Here is a 21,444-nt window from a genome sequence, read left to right as displayed (position 1 = left end):
AAATCTGCTATGCTAATGAAAGGAGCAGCAAATGGCCAAGAGAAACAAACGAGAGAAAGATGCCATCGATGGAATCGTCGACCAACTGGACCTCAATGGGGTCACCCAAGATGAACTGTTCGGGCAAGATGGCCTGGTCAAGGCATTAACCTCCCGCATCCTCAATAAAGCTCTGCAAGCCGAGATGGACAACCATCTCGGATATCAGAAGAACGAATCTGCGGGCGACAACAGCGGTAACAGCCGCAATGGCTACTCCACCAAGAAAGTCATGACCCAGGACCAGGAGGTCGAGCTCAGCATCCCCCGGGACAGGAACGGCGAGTTCTCACCGGTGCTGGTCCCCAAGTATGAGAGGAGGCTGCCGATCTTCAACGAGCAGATAATTGCCTTGTATGCCAACGGGATGACCGTACGGGACATCCAGGCCCACCTGCAGGACATGTACGGGGTGGAGGTCTCGGCAGAGCTTGTCAGCAGGGTCACCGACAGCATTCTCACCGAGGTGAGGGAGTGGAGGGACAGGCCGCTGTCTCCCGCCTATCCCATCGTGTATCTTGATGCGCTGCGGGTGAATAGCAGGGAAGGCGGCAAGAACCAGAACAAGGCCCTGCATATAGCACTTGGGATCAACATGGAGGGGCGCAAGGAAGTCCTCGGTTTCTATCTCGGCGAGAACGAGGGGGCCAAGTTCTGGATGGGGGTCCTCACCGACCTGAAGAACCGCGGGGTCGAGGACATATTCATAGCCTGCATGGACGGGCTGACCGGTTTTCCCGATGCGGTAAGGGCCGTCTTCCCCCAGACCAAGGTCCAGCTGTGCATCGTCCACATGGTGCGCAACAGCACCAGGTTTGTTTCCTACAAGGATCTGAAGGCGGTCTGCAGGGACCTGAGGAAGGTGTATTCGGCATCAACCGAGGAGGAGGCCCTATTGAGTCTTGAGGACTTCGGCGGGACTTGGAATGCCAAATATCCCATGATCCGGAAGTCTTGGGAAACCCACTGGGAGGATCTCGTGGAATTCTTCAAGTATCCTCAAGAGATCAGGAAAATCATCTACACCACCAATGCCATAGAATCCTTGAACTTCTCGCTGCGCAAAATAACGAAGAACCGGGCGGCCTTCCCTACCGACGACTCAATCTACAAGATCATGTACCTTGCGATAAACAAGGCCTCTAAGAAATGGACCATGCCAATATCCAATTGGGGTGCCGCACTGAACCAGTTTTCTATAATGTTCGAAGGAAGAGGAAAAACTATAGGAAATCATTTACACAAAACTATTGACACCCCCCAGTCGGCTGACGACCGCCCAAGTGGAGGCTAAATGTGCGAAAGATCATTGACGGTACCCCTTTTCCCAGAACCTTGCATTGGCGTTCCTGGAAATCAATGTCTGAACGATTGAGCAGCACCAGCTCTTTCACACGGATACCTGTGGAGAGGAGGAAGTCGATCAATGCAATATCACGTGGTGTCTCGCATGCTTCTCTGATCTTCTCAATTTCTTCGTCTGTAAGGGTTTCCTTGACGGTTTGCATGATCTTATAGTAAACGTCATTGATTGGTTCAGTTTGGTTTGAATGAGCAGAGGGTCCTGATTTTCTCATTTGGATTGCTCAGTGAGGCAAACCAGGAATCAAGAGTGGTAGAAAGACTCGTGAAGTCGGGCCAGAAATGGTTGTGGGTCTTTTCCCTCCTGGTAATTCTCCACACCTGCTCGATGGGATTCAAGTCGGGGGAATATGGAGGAAGCGAAACAAAGGTCATCCTGTCACGGATGTCCTGGTACTCGGGTTCTTTCTCGACAAGTCGCTTCGCTTTCTTGTGCCAGGGGGCGTTGTCCAAGACGAGGACGATCCTCTTGTTGATTTCATCGACTTTGCATCGGGCGATGAACTGCCTGAAACTCTCGATGGTGGTTTCCCAGTTGAACCACAGCGGCTTTGAGACAAAAAGCCTTCCGTCGGAAGGAATAACGAATCCACTGTAGGATGCGTTCTTCCGCCCTGCATACGATTTCACCTGGGGCTTGCTGCCCTTCTTCGCCCATTCCCGGGCAACTGTGCTCTGTATGCTGAAGTGTACCTCGTCCTGGTAAACGATGATATTTTGCTCGTCTGAGGTCAGGGTTTCGAGTTTTTTTTAAACGCTTCCCTGGCTTCGCTGTCCTGTTCCCCCTTCGCAGGGAAGGTCTGGGGCCTGATGAGCGAGAAACCGAGCTCATGGAACAGCCGTTCGCACTGCCTCGTCTGAAGGGTCACGCCATATGATTTGCCGATATGGTCGGAAAGGGTGTTTCCATCCCACACGTTGTATCCGAAGACAGAAGAATCTTTGGTTATGTCGTCTTTAATATTTTCTTTTTGTTCTTTTGAGAGCCTCGAAGGTCTCCCCGGCTGCTTCTTGGGCCTCAGGGATTCGAAGCCATGCTCATCGACCGATTTCATCCACATCGTAAGCGTTCTGGTTGTTTCCCCGGCAGCATCCCCGATCTGGGAAGCTGATACGCCTCGCAGCATGAGGTTCACCAGGGTTACCTTCCTGATGTACTTTCCGTCTTCCGTGGTGTTTACTATCTGCTTCCCTTCTTGTATCAGAGTGGATTTATCGGTCTTGAACTTACGGTTGTTCATAAAGCTCTCCTCATTCTACAACAATTGTAGCACGAGAGAACTTTAATTGAAAGAGAATATATTTTTGACGTTTACTATAGCACCAAATTTCTCATTCGATCCAAAGACTGCCGAAGCACCAATCGTCTTGTACGTAATCGTCCACAACCCATCCGCATCAGCTACCACAAAATTGATTTTGGCTTCAGTGGGGTATTTGGCTGTAATCGCAGTTCCACTATCCGTAAACTTGAATACATACCCAGCACGAGCCCGTCCAGAGAAATTGACATCACCTGCGAATGCCGCAGTGGTGGCAACCAACAGAACCAGAGCCAACACCAACACAAACTTTTTCTTCATAACGTAAATCTCCATTTACGTAACGAAAGGGAGTGTTGGATTGGTGGGTGTGAAAGATTGTGTTCGGTTTGTTATTTCTTGGGAAGTGATGGAAAATTGGGCTTGATAGGGTGGGTTTGTGGGTGTGTATGTTTTGTGGTTTGTTGTGAATGGGCAAGAAAGACGGCAGGAAGGGTTGGGTTCCTGCCGTTGGTTGGTTATGCCTTGAAGCGGTTCAGCCTGAGGGCGTTGGTGACAACGGTGAGGCTGGAGAAGGCCATACAGAGGCTGGCGATCATCGGGGAGAGGGTGGGACCGCCAAAGAAGGTCAGCAGTCCTGCCGCCACCGGGATGCCCAGACAGTTGTAGAAGAACGCCCAGAACAGGTTCTGCTTGATGTTCCGCATCGTCGCATGGGAGAGCTTGATGGCCTTGGCCACGTCTTCCAGGTTGTTGCGTACCAGGACTACGTCCGCCGATTCCCTGGCGACATCTGTGGCGCTTCCTACGGCGATTCCCGTATCAGCCTGGGCGAGGGCAGGGGCATCGTTGATGCCATCCCCCACCATGGCGATCTCACCATACTTTGCCCTGAGGCTCTTGATCGTCTCTTCCTTCTGTCCGGGAAGCTGGCCTGCGACGAAGTCAGAGACACCACATTGCGCGGCGATGGCCTTGGCAGTCCGCTCGTTGTCTCCGGTGAGCATCACCGTATGGACGCCCATCTGGTTCAACGTGGCGATGGTCTGTTTGGTCTCCGGCCGGAGGGTATCGGCGATGGCGATGATGCCGATCACCCGGTTGTCCAGCGAGACGGCCAGGGCCGTCTTGCCTTGGCTGGCAAGATTCTCCATCTTCTTCTGGTACGCTTCCGGGATATCGATCAACTTCTGGTTGCCGATCTTCACCGGTTTGCCATCTACGTTGCCCACAACTCCTTCGCCGACAATGGCAAGGAAATCAGTGGGTTTGGAGAGGGTGAGCTTCTGTTCCTGGGCTTTCTGTACGATCGCTTTGGAAAGCGGATGCTCGCTTGCCTGCTCCAGCGACGCCGCGACGGCAAGGAGATCGGCATCTCCGTCCAGATCGGTGACCACCGGCTTGCCTTGGGTCAGCGTACCGGTCTTGTCGAACGCGATGGTCTTGACCTTGTGCAGTTCCTCAATGGAGCCGGCGTTACGGAACAGGATGCCCATCTGGGCTCCTTTTCCGCTTGCCACCATGATGGCGATAGGGGTGGCAAGGCCAAGGGCGCACGGACACGCGATGACCAGCACGCTCACCGCCGTACCCAATGCGAAGTCAAGCGAGGAGCCGGTCAGCTTCCATGCCAGGAACACTCCCAGCGCGATGGCCATCACCACCGGGACAAAGTACCCGGAGATCTGGTCGGCGATCCGGGCGATCGGGGCTTTGGAGCCCTGGGCGTCCTGGACCAGCTTGATGATGTTGGCCAGGGCCGTATCCCCACCAACCTTGGTCGCCGTGTAGGTGATGGCTCCGGTGGTGTTGATCGTCGCGCCGTAGACGGTGTCTCCGACCTTCTTCTCCACCGGCATGCTCTCACCGGTCAGCAGCGATTCATCCACCGCCGTGGCCCCTTCGGTGATCGCCCCGTCCACCGGAATCTTCTCTCCCGGTTTGACCAGCACCACGTCTCCCACGACGACCCGTTTGGCGTTGATGACGCTGACCAGGCCGTTACGGATCACCGTGGCGGTCTCCGGGGCCAGTTCCATCAACTTCTTGATGGCAGCCCCGGTCTTTTCCTTGGATTTCGCCTCCATGTACTTGCCCAGCATGACCAGCGTGATGATCGTCCCCACACCTTCAAAGTACAGGTGCATGTGGTTCCCGTTGATCATGTTGGCGATGGAGTACACATAGCTTGCCGTCGTGCCGACGGCCACCAGGCTGTCCATGTTGGGATGGAGCAGGAACAGGTTCTTGAACCCTTGGGTGAAGAACGTGTAGCCGCATCCCATCACCAGCGTGGCGAGGATCAACTGGACAACCGGCGGGAACGTGGGAAGGCCGAACATGTGGCCCATGGAGAACAGCATCAACGGAATGGAAATCGCGATGGCGATCCACAGACGGATTTTCCGGGAGAGCATTTTTGTGTCTCGTACTTCCTTCTGCTCCGCTTCGTCCTCAATGACAGAGAATCCCGCCTTCTTGATCGTCTGCTCAATCTTATCCAACGAGAGCTTTTGTGGATCATACTCCACATGGGCTTTCTCCGTGGCGAGATTGACCGCCACGTTCTGCATGCCGTCCAGCTTCTTCAGCACCCGTTCAACGGACGCGCTGCAGGCTGCGCACTCCATGTCCCCGACACAGATGTCCTTTTTTTCCATGATCAGACCACCTCGTAACCGGTGTCTTCGATGGCTTGTTTTGCGTTCTTCAGCGCTTCTTCGGAGTCATACGTCAGGTTGACGTCACCGGTCTTGTACGACGCATCCACATCGTGGATGCCTTCCACCTGGTTCAATGCGGTCGTAACCCGCTTCTGGCATCCGGTGCACATCATCCCTTTCGTTTTGATTGTAGTCTTCATATTGTTACCCTCCGCTAACAATATGGCCATTCCCCGACGAAAGGTCAAGGGAATGTACAGCAGAGGGGAAGATGCTCAGTATTCCAGGACGGTGCCGATGTTTGTGTCACCCGGACGGAAGACGACGCACTGGCCCCAGCCGACGTGGCCGTCCACCTGGAAGCTGTCTGTCGGGGAACCCCACTCGTAATGGCTGGCCACCACGATGGTGCCATCCACCGAGACGGCTTCCACCTGGTCATCGGAGAACACCGTACCTTTGAACGTGCTCTTCACCGGAACCTTGTGGATCTCGGCAGGCGTTCCGATGGCCACCACGGTGATGATCGAGCCGAAGCGGCCGATATGACGCATGGCAGTCACTGCCTTGTTTGGTTGTTCCTCGTTATACCGTTCGGAGTACCGGCTGTCTGAGAGCGTCAGTTGCTCCGCGTTGATGGCGCTGAACCAGACATTGGCTTTCTTTCCCGTGTAGGAGAAGCTGTTTGGTTTCGTGCCTGACCGTTCCGCGTGAATGAAAGTGGAAATGGGCTTCCATCGTGTGGGGTTTGTCACCATACAGACGGTCGACGATGACGAAGCGGGTGGGGGAGAGAACGATGACCGAGCGGGAGATGAACACTCCGTCCTGGTAGTAGCCCAGGTGCCCCGCCTGGAACAGGCAGAGACCGTTTTTCTCATTCCACTTCAGCCCGTACGCCTTGCTCATCTTGGAGTACGACCAGCTGTCCTGGCAGACATAGCTGTTCTTCCCGTCCACCGTCACCAGATTATGGGCGGCATCATCCTTGAAAACGTACCGGTCCGGTTTGGGGACGTAGGTGTATCTCCCTGCGTCGACCAGAATGTCTTCCCCTTGGGCGAACAGATCCAGATGGAGCTGGTCGGCGTGCCCATGGCCGGCACCCAATGTTCCCGCCTTGAAGCGGAGATAGGTTCCGTTCTTCTGATAATACACCTGGCCCGCGTCGGAAAGAGCAAGAAGCAATGGATCCGTATGAGCTTTGGGAAGCTTTTGGTAGCTCCGTTCCCCCGCAAGCCCCACCTCCCAGAACGCGTCAAAGCAGAGATGAGCTTCACCTTTGGCGCGAAGCGCCGGATCGGAGAAGATCACGGCGGCTTTTTCCATCAGATCCCGCTGGTCGATCCTGTCGCTGTCCCCGCTCAATGGTTCTGTCCCGTCGGGTTTCTGCCACGCAGCGGCAGCCTGGGCCATCTTGTGCACCCGGTTCGTGAACGCTTGGGGAAGTGGAACGCCAAGCTTCTTGGCGACCCACAGCACGTCCAGATAGTCGTGGAGCACCTCGTTGTGGTACATGGCGCTCTGTTCCCACTGCACGCCGTCGTCGTACACCTGCATGGAGAGTTCTTCCCAAAGTCGACGGATGGCTTCCGCTGTGGCCTTCGTTGTCTCTTCGTCCTGGGGCAGCAGGGTGGATGCCATGAACAATCCATGGTTTGCCAGTACCCCCCAGTTGGAGAGCATGTTGAAGCTGTTCCATACGCCCATGATGAAGCGCATGTGCTCCCGCATTGATTGGGAGAACAGGTCAAGGAAGTCGTCCGTCAGGGCGGGGGAGCCCTGGAAATACCGGATGGCTTTCATCCAGTTCTCCATCCGGATCCCCGCCTCGATGGTCCGCCACGCGTTGGCGGAGGCGGGATCGTCCCGCTTGACGGTGTGGATCCAGCTCTCCGCCTGGGAGACGAACGCCTTGGCGTATGTCTCGTTTCCCGTGAGCACATACGCCTGACCCAACGTCACCCAGAAGCGCATCCGGTTGAACGCGAAGATGAATTCCGGATCATCCCCCGGCTGGTACAGCCAGTCGATCGTGTTGGGAAAGCGCACCGGCTTGCTGGTTTTCTCCATGTCCCAGCGGAGGGTGAAGACGAACGCGTTTTGGGCGATCTGATCGGCCAAGGCGATGGTCTCCTCTACGTCCTTGGGAAACTGCTTCTTCCCATATCTCTGTGTTTGTTGTGTGAGGGGATAGGCTTTCTCCAGCCGTTTGAAAAACGTCGCTTGCTGCATGATGGTATCACCAGTATTCCTTCCAGGAAGGGTTCTCCAGGCGCATCAGCGCCTCAAGGTAGAAGTAATCACCCCAGCTGACACATTCATCCACCCCTTCCTCCGTACAGCTGTTGTACGGAGATTTCTTGGAGTAGGTGCCATGGTACACCAGGCCGTTTGCGTCATCGTCCTTGTGGACGCGGTAGGAGCGGACCAGGGAGCCCATCAACTGCTTGGCCGTTTGGGTGTACCTGTCGGCTTTTTCCGGCACCAGACGGGCCATCTCAAGCAGCCCGCAGGCGACGATTGATGCGGAGGAGGAATCCCTCGGCTCATCGCCGCTTTGGAAGATCAAATCCCAGTAGGGGATCATGTCTTCGGGCAGTTTGGAGACGAAGTAGTCCGTCACGCCGTCGAACAGGGCGGGGAGATCGGGATTCTGGGTGTACTTGTACGACAGGGCAAGACCGTAGACGGCCCAGGCCTGTCCCCGCGCCCAAGAGGAATCGGCGCGGTAGCCCTGGCAGGTCTCACCGCGCACCCCTTCTCCGGTGACGGGATCCATGAAGAACGTGTGGTACGTCGAATGGTCCGGACGGAACGAATGGTCCAGGCAGGTTCTGGTGTGGGTGATGGCGATCTCTCGGAACGTCTCGTCCCCGGTCACCTCACTCGCCCAGTACAGCAGGGGGAGGTTCAGCAGGCAGTCGATGATGTAGCGGTAGTTTTCCCTGGCTCCCATCGGTCCCCACGCCTGGAGGAATCCCCCGACGTTCTGGAACCGGGTGATCAACTGCCGCGCTGCGAGGATCGCCGCTTCCTTGGCCGTTTCGTCCCCGGTGAGCAGGTACGGCGCGACGCACGACGGGGTGTACAGGAACCCCATGTCGTGGTGTTCCACGGCGATTTTGTTCCGGATACGGTGGTCGAAGCTTCTGACCATCGCCTCCCCACAGCGGCGGTACGTGTCGTCATGGGTCAGCTCCCAGGAGAGCCACAGCTCCCCCGGCCAGAAACCGCAGGTCCACTGGTCGTTCTCGCAGGCCGGATACCAGTGGTGGACGGAGGAGTGGTTCTGGCACTGCTCCGTATACCGGGGAATATTGCGTTTGACGATGGCGAGTGCGTCATCCAGTGCTTCGGTACGTTCTGTTGCGGTGATCGCTTGCATGTTCATCCTTTCAGGCCGCTCGTCGCGATTCCCTGCACGAAGTACTTTTGCAGGGCGAGGAAGACGATCAGCACCGGGATAAGGGTAATCACCGAGGCCGCCATAATCAAGCCATATTCCTGGGAATACTGGCTGATGAACATTCTCAATCCGATCTGGATGGTCTTCAGTTCCTGCCGGGTCAAGTAGATGTATGGTCCCAAGAAGTCGTTCCACGTGTTGACGAACGTGAAGATCGTCAGGGTGGAAAGGGCTGGCTTGGACAGGGGCAGCATGATGCGGAAGTAGATGCCGTACTCCGTCATGCCATCCACCCGCGCCGCTTCACACAACTCGGTGGGGATGCTGGAGTAGAACTGCTTCATCATGAACACGCCGAAAGCGGAGAACGCCTGGAGCAAGATGATCGACAGGTGGGTGTTGTTCAACCCCATCTTGCTCATCATGACGAACTGCGGGGACCATGTACACCTGCCACGGCATGGCGATGGTGGCGATGTAGCCCAGAAACAACGCGTTTCTCCCCTTGAACTGGAGTTTGGAGAACGCGTAGGCGGCGAACGAGCTGGTGAACAGCTGCAGGAGCGTGACGATCAAGGTGAGTTTCACCGTGTTCTTCACGAAGGTGAGCAGCGGAATCTCCGTCCAGATGTCCTTGTAGTTCTGCCAGCGGGGATGCTTGGGAATCCACTGGATGGGGAAGGTGAACACATCCTTGTCCAGCTTCAGGGACGCGGAGAGCATCCACAGGAACGGCAGGACCATCAAGGCGGTGCAGAGGATGAGCAGAATGTAGACGATGACGTGAAGGATTCGGGTTTTGGTGCTGATTACCTGCATGTCACGCCTCCATCTTGCGCTCGCCGCGGAACTGGATCAATGTGACGACCAGCACCAGGGCGAACAGGACGATCGCCTCGGCGCTCGCCGCGCCGAAGGTCGAGTAGACGAACGCTTTGTTGTAGATGTCGTACACCATCACCAGCGTGGCCGTTCCCGGTCCTCCCTGGGTGATCATGTAGACGATGTCGTACACCTTGAAGCACTGGATGACCAGCATCACCAGCACGAAGAATGTGGTGGCGGAAAGCTGGGGCAGGGTGACGTTGCGGAACCGTTGCCAGCCGTTGCACCCGTCCAGGTTCGCCGCCTCGTACAACTCCGGGTTGATGCCCTGCAGTCCTGCCAGGTACAAAATCATGTAGTAGCCCATGTACTTCCAGACAGAGAACATGATGATGGTGGTCATCGCCCAGTCCTTGTCCGCCGACCACCCCGGAGGATTGGCGACCCCCAGGCGACGAAGGATTTCGTTGACCGGTCCCATGCCGGGGTTGAACAGCATGTTCCAGACGGCCGTCACCGCCACCATGGAGGCGACATAGGGGAAGAAACAGACGGTGCGGAAGAAATCCCGTCCCTTGAGTTTCTGGTTGAGCAGCACGGCAAGCAGCAGGGACATGATCAACGTAAGGGGTACGGTACCCACCGTGTAGATGATGGTATTTTTGAACGCCGCGAGGAATTGTTCGTCGCCGGCGAGATTTGCGAAGTTCTTGAATCCCACGAAATGCATGGGATTGTACGGCGATCCATCCCAATCGAGGAACGCCAGGACGAAGGCGAAGATCATCGGCACCAAGGTGAAAACGGCGAATCCGATGAAGTTCGGCGCGATGAACGAATAGGCGACAAGCGTTTTCTTGATCTCTGCTTTTCTGGTTGACATGATCCTCTCCGATACGTCGGAACGAAAAAGATGCCGGAGGAAAAGCTCCGGCATCTTTTCTTACGGACGGGTTATTTGGCGTCCAGGACTTTCTGGACCTGTTCGCTCATCTTCTTCAAGCCATCATCGATGGAGATGTTGTAGGTCATGATCTCGTCATGCACCTGGTTGAGCACCGTCTCGATCTGTCCGGCTTTGTCGTTCAGCGGCATCTCAAGATACGCCTTGGCGACGTGGAGCGCTTCCTTGCTGTTGGCATCGGTGGGGAAGCCCTGCATCGAAGCGATCTCGTCCACGACGGAATCGGACATGATGGCGGGGATGGTTCCCGTCTTGGCGGTCACTTCAGCACCTTCCGTACCGGTGACGAACTTGACGAAGTCCCAAGCCGCATCCTTCTTCTTGGACCCCTGGCTGATGGACAGGCTGGTGATCGTCCCCAGCGTGGAACCCGGCTCGACGCCCTCGGCGTGCGGATACTTCACGATGCCCCAATCCTTGGAAGCGTCAGCCTGACCGGCGGCCACTTTCTGGATCTGGGTTGCGATGTACCACGAACCCATGTTCATCATGGCGACGGATCCGTTCTGGAACTGGCCGGAGTAGTGGATGGAGGACGCTTTCAGCGTGGCATAGTTCTGGCAGATGCCATCTTTCTGCTGATTGAGCACCATCTCGTAGTACGGCTTCAGGTAGTCATACGGCGGCTGGGTGATGACGTGTTTGCCATCCAAAATGCCGAACAACTGCACGCAGCTTCTCCATGTGTGATAGTGGGCGCCATACACCTTGTTTGCTCCGCTGCCACTGGTCATCTTGCGGGCAAGCTCGTCGTACTGCTCGAAGGTCATGTCGTTGGTCGGATAGGCCACACCGGCTTTGTCGAACAGCCCTTTGTTGTAGAAGATCACCCAGAAGTCAGAGCGGAACGGAAGGGCGTACAGATTGCCGTTGACGGAAATCTGCTCGGTGGTGCCGCCGTACAGCTTGGTGTCCACGCCGTCCTTGGCGATGTAGTCGTTCAGGTTGACCAGCATGTTCTTTTTCACCAGGTTGTTGTAGCCCGGGATGTCCTTGATGGTCACGACATCAAATTCGCTGCTGCCCGAGGCGAGCTGGGTCTGCAACGCAGTCATGAAATCCGCAGAACCAAGGTCAACCATACGGATGGTGACGTTGGGGTTCTTCGCCTCATAGGCATCGATCAACGGTTGGTAGTACGCGGTGGAATTGATATCCCACACCGCCCAGACCAGTTCCGTCTTGGCATTGCTTGCCGCCGGCGCTTCACTCGTGCCGTTGGCAAATACGCTGGTGACCGCCATCAGTGCGACGAGCGCCAGTACTACGGTCTTTTTGAGAATACGCATAACGTAAAACCTCCTCATGCGTGAATCCTTGCATTGATACCAAAAGTGTCCACCCGTTTTTCATTGACGTATATGGAAAATACTCTCCAATGCATGGAATATTTCATCGATTTTTCACAGAGTTTTGGCAAACACATGCCATATTTCGTAAAAAGATGTATTTTTTCACGCGCGCAAAACCGATTGTTTTGGAGTACACTGTCCCTATGGTCCGGCATACGCTGAAACGGCAACTTGTGATGATCACCACGCTCGTCATGGCGCTGGTCGCCCTGTCCGTCGGGCTGTTCGTCGCCATCACGTACAAACGGAACGCCTTGGAAAGCCGGGCCAACTCGGCACAGTACAATCTCCAGCTGGTCAGCGCCTTGACGGGGAGCGACCTGCGTGACATCACCGAGGCGCGCCGCAGGGTACGGCAGAACTCTGTCATCACCACCTGGTTGGAAAAACCTGGTGACGCGCTGAAGATGCTCGCATCCTACGATGAGCTTTCCCGGATCCTTTCGGAGAACCGTTCCCAGGAGAGCCTGTACCGGATGGTGGTCGTCGACAGGAACCACACCAACCTGATCCAAGTCGGTTCCCAAACGGTGGAGAGCAGGCCGCTTACCGTGGAGAACTTCACCTCATTGTTTCCCGTGGACGGCCGTTACCAGGCGTTCTGTGACATCGTGGATGATCCTCTTCTGCATGCGGATGCGGGACAGGTGCTGCCCGTCATCCAGCCGCTGTACGGGTACGGACCGCAGTCCGGACACCCGCTTGGGTATCTGCTGTTGGAAATTTCCGCCTCCTTTCTCACCGACCGGCTGAAAGGCTACCATTCCGACGCGGAAAGCCCGTTGTATCTCACCTTGGGGGATGTTTCCTACCGGTTTGAGGATGGACGGTTCGCCAAGGTGAAGGTGGGGGGATGGAATCTCCCGTCCGTCGCCGGGGACGTGACCCGTACCCGTGGAGGCAGCCACATGGTCGTCTCCACCAAGATTGATGGCGCTGACGTGTTCCTTTCCCAGGGAGTGCCGTACTCCAGCAGGGAAGAGACCCTCCCGCTCCTGCTGTTGATCCTGATGGTCGCCGGGATGCTTCTGGCCTTTGGCGCCCTGCTGACACTGCTTCTCAACCGGGAGGTGCGGGAGCCGGTGAGCGCCATCCAGCGGAAGATGCACGCCATCGCTGGTGGGGATTTCTCCTGGGATCCTTCCATCGAGTACGAGTCCGAACTGGGAGACATCGGACGGGGCATCAACGAGCTCTCCGCCCAGGTGGATGGGTTGATCAAAGGCAGGCTGGCAGACGCCAAGGAGCGGCAGCAACTGGAGTACCGGATCCTCCAGGCGCAGATCAACCCGCACTTCCTGAACAATACGCTGAACTCCATCCGGTGGATGGCGACGATCCAGAAGGCCGACGGCATCGCCGAGATGACCACCGCCCTGGCAAATCTCCTCCGGCACGTTTCCAAAAGCCCCCAGGAGTGGTGCACCATCACTGAGGAGCTCTCCCTGCTGGACGATTATTTCGTCATCCAGAATTACCGGTACGGCGGGACGATTGAGCTGAAGAAACAGGTGCCGGAGCGGTTTTTGGATATACGGATTCCCCGCTTTACGTTCCAGCCCATCGTGGAGAACGCTGTCTTCCATGGGCTGGAGCCCAAGGGGGGCGGGACGATCACCATCAGCGCCGAACAGACCGAGAGCGGGGACGTGCTGTTCTCCATCGCTGATGACGGGGTGGGGATGGAAAAGGCCCAGATCCAGGCGCTTTTGGAAAAACGGGATGTCGGGGCGGACGGGATGTTCAAGTCCATCGGGATGTATAATGTCAACCAGCGGATCGTCTCCATGTACGGTTCGCCGTACGGCATGACGGTGGAGAGCACGCCGGGGGTAGGCACCCGGGTGATGATTCTTCTTCCCCTGTCGTCCAAGGAGGGAACCTGATGTACCATGTGGTAATCGCCGATGACGAACCGCTTACGCTCATCGGCATGCAGTCGATCATCCCATGGGAGGAACACGATGCCCAGATTGTCGCCACGGCACGAAACGGCAGGGAACTGTGGGATCGTATCCAGGAAAGCAAGCCGGACATCGTGATCACCGACATCAAGATGCCGCTTCTCTCCGGTCTGGAGGTGATGGAAAGGTGCGTCAAGGAAGGGCGGAAGCTCCCCCTGTTCATTTTGCTTACCGGCTACGAGGAATTCCAACTGGTCAAGAAGGCCATCAATCTCAACGCGGTGGAGTACCTGGTCAAACTGGAACTGACTCCCGCTTCGCTTTCCACCGCCCTGGACAAGGCAATCGCCCGCATCCAGGCGGAACACCTCTCTGAAGGAACGCCGCAGAACGATGAGGTGATGCTTCAGGTGTTGAAGGATAGGACGTACCTCCGGTTGCTCAACGGCCTTGCCGTGGATGCCCCCCAGCTTGCCGAGGTGGGCATCAAGGAAGAGACTCCGTATGTCGCCGTGGCGGCGTTGACGTTTCGAGGCGGGGACGGCAAAGAGAGCACCCAGTACTATGCGGCATCCCGGATGCTGGCCCAGACGCTGTCCAACCTTGCCTCCTGCCATGTCATTCCGCTGGACATGCGCCACGTGGTGGTGCTGTTCTTCCTTTCCTCCAAGCCGCGGCCGGCGGAGACGATCCTGCGTGGTGCGTTGGACAAGGCGCGCACGGTGATCCGCAACTACTTCTCGTTGGACATGCAAGGCGCCGTGGGCAAAGAGGTGGAAGGACTGGTCCGCTGTGATCTTTCCTTCGCGTCAGCCCGGGCGAACGCGGAGAAGGCGACGGAAGATCATCCGTTGGTTTTTGCCCTGGATGAGGCGCGTACGGAGCGGTTCGACCTCAGTCCGTACCGGGAGCGCCTTTCCCAGGCATTGACCGAAATGGATGGGGATGCGTTCAGCGCCCTGTGCCGACAGATGGGCAAGGCGTTTCTGGATGACAACGTCTCGTTGCTTTCCGCCGTTTCCGGCCGTCAGCGGGGTGTTGTTTCTGGTCTACACCATGTTTCCCGATGGAGAGGCTGAAGTGCAGAAATTGTTTGCCCAGCGCCAGATGGATTATCGGGTGATCTACCAGGCCCGTTCCGTCGCCGACTGCATCCGGTATCTGGATATCCTTTCCGAAGGAATGGCCCATGTGATGACATTGCGTCGGCAGGATTGGCGCAGCGTGGTGGTGCGCAAGGTCCAGGAGTACATCAAGGCCAATCTGGACAAACGGCTTTCCCTCTCTGATGTGGCTTCGGTGTTCGGTTTCAGCGAGAACTATCTCAGTTCCCTGTTCGCCAAGTACGGGGACATGGGATTCGTGGAATACACCACCGAAGTGAAGATGGACAAAGCCAAGGAGATGCTCCGGCTGGGTACGTATAAGGTGTACGAGATCGCCGGGGCGTTGGGATTTGAGAACGCGTTCTACTTTTCCAAGGTATTCAAGAAACACGAGGGGCTTTCCCCTCGGGATTACGTGCAAAAATTGTATGGGAGGAAAATCGATGGCGGTGACGCATGAGTGGACGCTGCCCGCAGGGGACATCCTGCCGGAAGACCGGGCGTTGATCATCACACAGGCGGAGGCCTGTCTGGGGAAGGAATTCCCGATGATCCCGCTTTCTTGTATCTGGCGTATACCCGTAACGGAGAGCGCGCCGAGTTTCGAGAAGCGGTATTTCACCCGAAGGCGGATGCTCTCATCCCTGGTGCTGGGCGAATGGGTGGAAAAGAAAGGGCGGTTCCTCGACCAAATCATGGACGGCCTCTGGGCAGTGCTGGAAGAGACCACCTGGTGCCTGCCCGCCCATAATCTCCATATCAGGGATACTGATGTGATGCCGTTTCCCGACCCCCAGGATCCAGTGATCGACCTGTTCGCCGCGGAGAGCGGCGCAACGCTGTCCACCGCCGCCGTCCTGTTGGGTGATGCACTTCCAAAGGAGATCCGGAAACGGATCAACGAGGAGATCCACCAGCGGATCGTCGTTCCGTACCTCTCCAAGGATTTCTGGTGGATGGCACGGGGGGAGAACCCCCGTCCGGTGAACTGGTCGCCGTGGTGCACGCAGAACGTGCTCCTCTCCGTCTTCCAGACGGATACGACCAACGCGGAACGCAAAAAGGCCGTGGCCATCGCCACCAAGACGCTGTCCGTCTACTTTGACCTGTTCCCGGATGACGGCTGTTGCAGCGAAGGGGCGGAATATTACCGGAGGTCGGCGCTCTGCCTGTTCTTCGCCCTTGAGATCCTTGACCAGGTGGAAGGAGGCGCACTCTCTGATGTCTGGGAGAACGACAAGCTTCAGAGGATGGCAGATTTCATCGTCTCGATGCACGTCAACGGCCGGTATTTCTTCAACTGGGGGGACTGCTCGGCGTGCACGGGGCTGTCCGGGGTACGGGAATACCTGTTCGGCAAGGCGATGAAAAGCGCTCCGTTGATGGCCTTCTCCCGCAGGCAACTGGAGCTGTCCACCCCGGAGGAACGGCTTCTTACCTCGGAAAGCGACCTGTTCATCCGGTATCTGGCATTGGTGAAAAGTGATGAGGCGCTGAAGGACCAAACCGATGCTCCAGAACCGGACTGGGTGGAGTATCCGTCCTGCCGGCTGTTTGTCTCCAAGCAGGGGAACCTGGCTGTTTCTCTGAAGGCCAGCGCCAATGGCGGCAGCCACCAGCACAACGATGGTGGTTCGGTGATCGTCTTCAAGGAGGGCGAGCCGCTGCTCATCGACATCGGCGTGGAGACGTACACCAAACTGACGTTCTCACCCCAACGGTACACCATCTGGACGATGCGTTCCCCATGGCACAACGTGGCCAACCCGGAAGGCGGGGAACAGAGCTCCGATGGCAAGGAACCACCGCTTGTCCAACACGGCAAGGTGATCACCATGGATCTGTCCGGATTGTATCCTGCCAAGGAAGGGTTTTCCTACCACCGGACGGTGGATATGAGCGAGAGCCTTCAGGTCATGGATGAAATGGACGGAGCGGAAGGAATTCTCACCTTGGTCAGCCAGGAAAAGCCATCGATCCAAGGAAATGCCATTCGGTTCGGTACCTTGGGCGCGGTAGGAGACCGAGGGAATGATTCGGCTACGGTTGAGGAGATTCCGGTGACCGATCCCCGGCTCCAGCGGGCGTGGCATGGGTCGATCTGGAGGACGCTGGTCCGCTTCTCCGGACGATCCGCTGGAAGGTGGTGTGATGCTTGCGCCCTGGGTGAAAACCTGCTATGGTGAGCGGACAATCAATCAAGAAAGAATCTGAAGGCATCTCCGGCCGGACGGCCGGATGGAGGAGGGTGGGTGATGCTGGGCGCAATGGAACAATTTTTGCAGGGGCATTCGGTTTGGGTGTATGCCGTGGTGTTTTTCGGGAAGCTGATCGAAGTTTCCCTTGCCACGTTGCGTTCCCAGTTGATCATCAAAGGGCAACGGATCACCGGGGCGCTCTGCGCCGCGTTGGAGTTCACGTTCTGGGTGGTCATCACAGCCAACGTGCTGAGTGATTTCGCCAGCGATCCTCTTCGGGTGTTCCTGTTGATCGCCGCGTTCTCCCTGGGACAGATTGTCGGTTCCTGGATTGAGGCGAAACTTGCCTTCGGCACCAGCATGCTCTCCGTGATCTTCATGGAAGAGGAACAGGCAAAGACCGCCGAGGCGCTCCTTCGGTCCAAAGGTTTCGCCATGACCCGCTTCCACGCGAGTGGCAGGGATCAGTGTGGCAGAACCGTACTGCTGATGACCGTCAAACGCAAGTTGGTTCCCTTTGCCAAGGATTTGATCCATCAGGCAGACCCCAAGGCGGTGGTCGCTGTCACCCCGTCGGTGGAGATGGAAGGTGGGACGCTGGTCGCCTCAACGCCGGGGAAGTGAGCAGCTCCTGTTCCATTTCCTCGATGGTACGAAGTACGGTAATGATCCGGTCTTTGGGTACCAGCGGAGAGGGGATATCCTGTTGGATGCAGGAAAGAAAATGGGAAAGTTCATTGTAGTACCAGCCGGTCGGAGGGACATTGATGCCGGTGGAGACCACCACCGGGTCACTGGTGTCGTAATGGATGGGGAATTCATCCTCCGGGTACACGATCACCTCGTTTCCCGTATTGACGGCTACGGCGTGATCGAACTCTACGCGCCACGTAGCGGTGAATGGGAATTTAGCGTGGTACCAGGCAGCTTCGGCGGTGACCAGACGGGAGGGATACCGGTAGCGGAAACTAATATGGCTTTCAGGATCCCCCGTGGGGTACATCGTCGCTTCCTGTGGCGCTCCGAACAAGCTGATGATCACATCCAGGTCATGGATGTGCAGATCAAAGGGGATCAACCCACTTTGGGTTTTGTCGAACAACCATCCGCCGGAACTCCATGCTGGAGCTTCCGATAGGCGGACAAAGTGGGCTGAACATACATCCCCCCATCGGTGTTCCTCGACCAACCTGTGTAGGGTGGAAACCGCTTTGGTGAACTGAAGGACCTGCGCGGTATAGAGTTGTTTTCCGATCAAGGCCGCTTGCCGGTACAAATCTTCCGCTTCAGAGGAGGAAAGAGTCAGCGGTTTTTCGCAAATTACATGCTTTCCCAACATTAACGCTTCCCGAATGATCTGAGCATGGAGGAATGTAGGTGTACAGATGTCCACCACGGAAAACATGGTCCACGCGTTGGCATCGGAAAGCCGTTCAAAGAATGGCACGCCCCATGCCAACGCCTTGTCCTGATCTGTCTGTCCGTGACCGACAACCGCAACAATTTTTGCGCCTTCGATGTGTTGCCAATTGGCGTAATGTACCGCCCCCATACCTCCTGTTCCGACTAATGCGATGGTGGTCATAGGCGGTATCCCATACAGCCCAGATACGTCGCGGAACGCTGGACCGCTTGGTTGACGGTTTCCAATGAGCGCGTTTCCGGGGTGAATTCTATTTCAATGCTCAGCGGGGAGGAGTTGTTTCGTTGATCCAGCAATCCCAGGATGCCGGGAATATCCACATACCCGTCTCCCAACGCAGGGAAATTCCATTCGCTGGAAGCTCCGGCTTTATCCTTCAAATGTACGTAGCGGACCGCTTCCACACAGGAAGAGAGATCGGCCAAATCCTTCACGCCGCCGTAGAAGATCACATTGGCCGTATCGTATGCGATGCCAACAGAAGAAGAGTCAAGAGCGGTTACGATCTTGTCAATGGCGGTTCCTGTCCCTTCCGTCCCATGGGTTTCCAGCACCAATTGAATGCCATACTGCTTAAGAATCGGCAACAATCCCCGCAGATTCTCCAGAAGCACCGATTCTGAACTGGTTGTCCGGTTCTTCAGATGTGCTTCCCCAACCGAGGAGACGATGGTCCGTGCGCCGAAGAAATCGGCCAGACGAATGTTGTCGATAAAATCCGGGATGCGTTGAGGATCCATCAGATTGCAATGGCCAGAGAGCGCGATGACGGCAAGTCCATGATTCGCCAGCAGCTCCCTGATGGCGCAAAGCTGGTGGAAGCTCATCGTGGGGAACACGTGCTCCGTCCATCCTTTGGTGGCAGTAAGCTCAATGGCATGGAAGCCTGCAGCGACGATTCCTTTCACCGCATCCTGAATGCTGAATCCATGGTAGGTGTTGGAGTTGACGGCGATGATCCGTTCCTTCATGTCACACCTCCGGAACGAATTGGGAAAGATACCGTTTGGAAAGCCTAAGACTCTCCCAAACACGTTCTTTCGACCCCTCAAACGAACGGTCCTCCACTTCGATGCATGCCGGTCCGTGGTATCCGATATCAGTCAGGGCGCTGACGAATTTTCCCCAGTCTACATCCCCCAATCCGGGTATCTTCGGCGTCATGTAGGAGAGGGGATAGGCCAGTACACCCGTCCGCGCCAGCTTCTCCCATTCCAGTTTGATGTCTTTGAAATGGATGTGGAACAGTTTATCCTTGAACGTATGGATCGGTGTCAGGTAATCCATCTGTTGCCAAACAAAGTGACTGGGGTCATAATTGATGCCAAGGTTCGGAGAATTGATGATCTCCATGCAGGCTTTCCAGAGTTCCGGACTGGTGAACAGGTTCTGTCCGCCTGGCCACTGGTTATGATCGAACAACATCGGACAGTTTTCGATGGCGATCTTCACCCCATGATCCTCGGCGAACCGGGCGATTGGTGGCCAGATGGCGCGTATCAGTTCCAGATTCTTTTCCACGGAGAGATACTGGTTTCTGCCGATGAATGAGGTGACCAGATTCACGTTGAGCATCTGCGCTGCTTCAATGACGGAGTATAAATGGGCGATGACCCGTTTTCGTTTGGCTTCATCTGGATCCAGCGGGTTGGGGTAGTAGGCGAGCGCGGAGATGAAAACCTGCTGGGCTTCGCAAAGCGAAAGGATTTCGTTTGCCTGTTTCTTATCGAGCGCTTCCGTATCGATGTGGCAGACCCCCGCATATCTTCGCTCCGCCGCCTCATGAGGCCAGCAGGCCACCTCGACGCAGGAAAACCCCAAATCGTGTGCTGTGGTGATGACGCCATGGAAATCTTCTTGGTCCAGAATTGCTGATACAAATCCGAGCTTCATCTCAATCCTCCTTGATGGTGATCGCCTTCCCTGTCTGTGAGGACTGGATGCTGGCGAACACCGCCCGCATGGCGGAGAGCACCGATTTCCCGCTGATCTCCGGTTGTGTCCCTTGCTGTACATGTTCGACGAATGCGTCAATGATGCCGCTTTTTGTCTGATGATCGTTGGTTTGGATGGCATCGATGTTGTACAGCGTTTTCTCTCCGTTCTTGCGGATGATGACGATGGAGTAGGTGGGGTCATCGTAGATGCGCATGATGCCTTCGGTCCCATACAGAATGGTACTGTTGTCTTCCTTGCCGTAAAACGTCCAGCTTGCCGTCATCGTGCCGATGATTCCGTTCTGCATCGTATAGATACAGATGGCGTTGTCATCCACGCCGATGGGATTCCCCTGTGCGTCTTTCTTGTCCAGCGTGGCAAGCACCGCCTGCGTTTTCACCACGTGCGTCCCGAGGAGGTACTGGATGAGATCTGTCTTGTGGATGCCCAGGTCCGCCATGGCACCCATCACCGACTTCTGCTTGTCAAAGAACCAGACGTTTTTCCCGGGATCAATGCTCCAAGTTTCCGGTCCCCCATGACCGAAGGTGGTCCGGAACGTGATGACTTTACCGATAGCCCCCTGTCCCAGCAGTTCTTTCGCCCGGATATGGGCTTTTGCCAGACGCTGATTCTGTCCGATCATCAGGAACTTGTCAGCCTTGTCCGCTTCCTTGACCATCAGTTCGCATTCCTCCAGAGTGGTGGCCATCGGTTTCTCGCACAGGACGTGTTTGCCGGAACGTAGTGCTTTGATGGTCAACTCGGCATGGGTGAAATTCGCCGTGCAGACGCTGACGGCATCGATGGAACGATCGGAGAGGAGTTCGTCCGCAGAGTCATACGACCTGCAACCAATACGTTTGGCCAGTTCTACCGCCCGTTCCTTGTTGGTGTCTGTGATGCCGATGATCTTCGCGTCGGGATTCTCCTGATATTCCGGTACATGCCTGACCTGTGTGATCTTTCCACAGCCAATGATTCCAATGCCTACCATAG

General features: G+C 56.2%; 22 protein-coding genes and 1 pseudogene. 6 read left to right on the top strand and 17 right to left on the bottom strand.

Annotation, left to right across the window (positions count from 1 at the left end):
• The first annotated feature begins 31 nt into the window (after window positions 1–31).
• A pseudogene (locus tag LKE28_01945) lies at window positions 32–1,246 on the top strand (IS256 family transposase).
• 40 nt (window positions 1,247–1,286) lie between these two features.
• On the opposite strand, the gene LKE28_01940 reads toward LKE28_01945, so the two are convergent.
• The 13 genes from LKE28_01940 to LKE28_01880 all read right to left on the bottom strand — a co-directional run bounded on the left by LKE28_01940 (window position 1,287) and on the right by LKE28_01880 (window position 11,813).
• A complete protein-coding gene (locus tag LKE28_01940; protein MCH3907029.1) occupies window positions 1,287–1,547 on the bottom strand; it encodes a tyrosine-type recombinase/integrase in 261 nt (86 codons plus the stop codon).
• A gap of 28 nt (window positions 1,548–1,575) precedes the next feature.
• Window positions 1,576–2,082: an IS630 family transposase gene (locus LKE28_01935; GenBank protein ID MCH3907028.1), complete on the bottom strand. Its 507-nt coding sequence runs from the start codon at window positions 2,080–2,082 to the stop codon at window positions 1,576–1,578.
• Window positions 2,083–2,132: 50 nt separating this feature from the next.
• Entirely contained in the window at window positions 2,133–2,642 is a 510-nt protein-coding gene (locus LKE28_01930; protein ID MCH3907027.1) for a winged helix-turn-helix domain-containing protein, read from the bottom strand.
• Window positions 2,643–2,684: 42 nt separating this feature from the next.
• Window positions 2,685–2,984 carry a hypothetical protein gene (locus tag LKE28_01925; protein MCH3907026.1) on the bottom strand — a complete coding sequence of 100 codons (300 nt, stop codon included), beginning with the start codon at window positions 2,982–2,984 and terminating at the stop codon, window positions 2,685–2,687.
• Window positions 2,985–3,181: 197 nt separating this feature from the next.
• Window positions 3,182–5,323, bottom strand: coding sequence for a heavy metal translocating P-type ATPase (locus LKE28_01920; protein MCH3907025.1), 2,142 nt, complete (start codon window positions 5,321–5,323; stop codon window positions 3,182–3,184).
• A 2-nt stretch (window positions 5,324–5,325) separates the two neighbouring features.
• Complete coding sequence (locus LKE28_01915) at window positions 5,326–5,526, bottom strand: cation transporter (GenBank protein MCH3907024.1); 201 nt, start codon at window positions 5,524–5,526, stop codon at window positions 5,326–5,328.
• Window positions 5,527–5,601: 75 nt separating this feature from the next.
• On the bottom strand, window positions 5,602–5,880 hold the full coding sequence (locus LKE28_01910; protein ID MCH3907023.1) for a hypothetical protein: 279 nt from the start codon (window positions 5,878–5,880) through the stop codon (window positions 5,602–5,604).
• Window positions 5,881–5,911: 31 nt separating this feature from the next.
• Window positions 5,912–7,561, bottom strand: coding sequence for a heparinase II/III family protein (locus LKE28_01905; protein ID MCH3907022.1), 1,650 nt, complete (start codon window positions 7,559–7,561; stop codon window positions 5,912–5,914).
• A 7-nt stretch (window positions 7,562–7,568) separates the two neighbouring features.
• On the bottom strand, window positions 7,569–8,714 hold the full coding sequence (locus LKE28_01900) for a glycoside hydrolase family 88 protein (protein ID MCH3907021.1): 1,146 nt from the start codon (window positions 8,712–8,714) through the stop codon (window positions 7,569–7,571).
• 2 nt (window positions 8,715–8,716) lie between these two features.
• On the bottom strand, window positions 8,717–9,148 hold the full coding sequence (locus tag LKE28_01895; protein ID MCH3907020.1) for a carbohydrate ABC transporter permease: 432 nt from the start codon (window positions 9,146–9,148) through the stop codon (window positions 8,717–8,719).
• On the bottom strand, window positions 9,039–9,554 hold the full coding sequence (locus LKE28_01890; protein MCH3907019.1) for a hypothetical protein: 516 nt from the start codon (window positions 9,552–9,554) through the stop codon (window positions 9,039–9,041). The genes LKE28_01895 and LKE28_01890 overlap by 110 nt, the downstream gene beginning before the upstream one ends.
• Before the next feature lies 1 nt (window position 9,555).
• Window positions 9,556–10,443: a sugar ABC transporter permease gene (locus LKE28_01885; GenBank protein MCH3907018.1), complete on the bottom strand. Its 888-nt coding sequence runs from the start codon at window positions 10,441–10,443 to the stop codon at window positions 9,556–9,558.
• A 71-nt stretch (window positions 10,444–10,514) separates the two neighbouring features.
• Complete coding sequence (locus LKE28_01880; GenBank protein ID MCH3907017.1) at window positions 10,515–11,813, bottom strand: sugar ABC transporter substrate-binding protein; 1,299 nt, start codon at window positions 11,811–11,813, stop codon at window positions 10,515–10,517.
• A gap of 206 nt (window positions 11,814–12,019) precedes the next feature.
• On the opposite strand from LKE28_01880, the gene LKE28_01875 reads away from it, so the two are divergent.
• The 5 genes from LKE28_01875 to LKE28_01855 all read left to right on the top strand — a co-directional run bounded on the left by LKE28_01875 (window position 12,020) and on the right by LKE28_01855 (window position 17,708).
• Entirely contained in the window at window positions 12,020–13,762 is a 1,743-nt protein-coding gene (locus LKE28_01875) for a histidine kinase (protein MCH3907016.1), read from the top strand.
• Complete coding sequence (locus LKE28_01870) at window positions 13,762–14,859, top strand: response regulator (GenBank protein ID MCH3907015.1); 1,098 nt, start codon at window positions 13,762–13,764, stop codon at window positions 14,857–14,859. The genes LKE28_01875 and LKE28_01870 overlap by 1 nt, the downstream gene beginning before the upstream one ends.
• Window position 14,860: 1 nt before the next feature.
• The gene (locus tag LKE28_01865; GenBank protein ID MCH3907014.1) at window positions 14,861–15,346 is read left to right on the top strand and encodes a helix-turn-helix domain-containing protein; all 486 of its coding nucleotides are present in this window, start codon (window positions 14,861–14,863) and stop codon (window positions 15,344–15,346) included.
• The gene (locus LKE28_01860) at window positions 15,330–17,072 is read left to right on the top strand and encodes a heparinase II/III-family protein (GenBank protein ID MCH3907013.1); all 1,743 of its coding nucleotides are present in this window, start codon (window positions 15,330–15,332) and stop codon (window positions 17,070–17,072) included. Before LKE28_01865 ends, LKE28_01860 begins: the two co-directional genes overlap by 17 nt.
• A gap of 69 nt (window positions 17,073–17,141) precedes the next feature.
• Window positions 17,142–17,708 carry a DUF5698 domain-containing protein gene (locus tag LKE28_01855; protein MCH3907012.1) on the top strand — a complete coding sequence of 189 codons (567 nt, stop codon included), beginning with the start codon at window positions 17,142–17,144 and terminating at the stop codon, window positions 17,706–17,708.
• Here the strand turns inward: LKE28_01855 and LKE28_01850 are convergent.
• The 4 genes from LKE28_01850 to LKE28_01835 are packed head-to-tail and all read right to left on the bottom strand — an operon-like array spanning window position 17,650 to window position 21,442.
• A complete protein-coding gene (locus tag LKE28_01850; GenBank protein ID MCH3907011.1) occupies window positions 17,650–18,636 on the bottom strand; it encodes a Gfo/Idh/MocA family oxidoreductase in 987 nt (328 codons plus the stop codon). The two genes, LKE28_01855 and LKE28_01850, sit on opposite strands and share 59 nt — an antisense overlap.
• A 29-nt stretch (window positions 18,637–18,665) precedes the next feature.
• A complete protein-coding gene (locus LKE28_01845; GenBank protein ID MCH3907010.1) occupies window positions 18,666–19,478 on the bottom strand; it encodes a sugar phosphate isomerase/epimerase in 813 nt (270 codons plus the stop codon).
• Window position 19,479: 1 nt separating this feature from the next.
• Entirely contained in the window at window positions 19,480–20,400 is a 921-nt protein-coding gene (locus tag LKE28_01840) for a sugar phosphate isomerase/epimerase (GenBank protein MCH3907009.1), read from the bottom strand.
• Window position 20,401: 1 nt separating this feature from the next.
• Window positions 20,402–21,442, bottom strand: a complete 1,041-nt coding sequence (locus LKE28_01835; GenBank protein ID MCH3907008.1) for a Gfo/Idh/MocA family oxidoreductase — start codon at window positions 21,440–21,442, stop codon at window positions 20,402–20,404.
• Between the last annotated feature and the right edge of the window lie 2 nt (window positions 21,443–21,444).

Origin of the sequence: Sphaerochaeta sp. (assembly GCA_022482495.1) — a bacterium.
Lineage (GTDB): Bacteria > Spirochaetota > Spirochaetia > Sphaerochaetales > Sphaerochaetaceae > RUG023.
The sequence above is the reverse complement of the archived record's forward strand: the minus strand, read 5'-3'. Positions and strand labels throughout refer to the sequence as shown.